The sequence below is a fragment of the Streptomonospora alba genome, from assembly GCF_000826685.1.
Lineage (GTDB): Bacteria > Actinomycetota > Actinomycetes > Streptosporangiales > Streptosporangiaceae > Streptomonospora > Streptomonospora alba.
Genome location: NZ_JROO01000104.1, coordinates 1 through 364, shown reverse-complemented (window position 1 = coordinate 364; position 364 = coordinate 1). Strand labels below are relative to the sequence as shown.

The following is a 364-nucleotide window of genomic DNA, read 5'->3' as shown; positions in this document are numbered from 1 at the left end:
CGCTCTCACGCTACGCCCCCGTCAAGCGCCTGGTGCTGGTGGCGTGCCTGGTGCATACCGCCCGCATGCGCGCCCGTGACGACCTCGCGCAGATGCTGTGCAAGCGCATCGCGGTCATCACCAAGAAGGCCAAGCACGAGCTGGAGGAGATCCGACAGCGCCAGCAGGCGGTGAACGAGCACCTGATCGGCACCTACCGGGGAGTGCTGGAGCACCTGGACCCCGACGCGCCGGAGGCCGGCGGGGAGGCCGAGCGGGCCCGGCGCGCCGCGGCGACCGTGGAGGCGGCGGGCGGGTTCGCCGCCCAGGTGGCCGACATCGAGGAGGTGTCGGCGTTCCACGGCGACAACTACGAGGTGCTGGT

General features: G+C 72.0%; 1 pseudogene. It reads left to right on the top strand.

Annotated elements, in window-relative coordinates:
• A pseudogene (locus LP52_RS27880) lies at nucleotides 1–364 on the top strand (Tn3 family transposase); the annotation flags it as partial.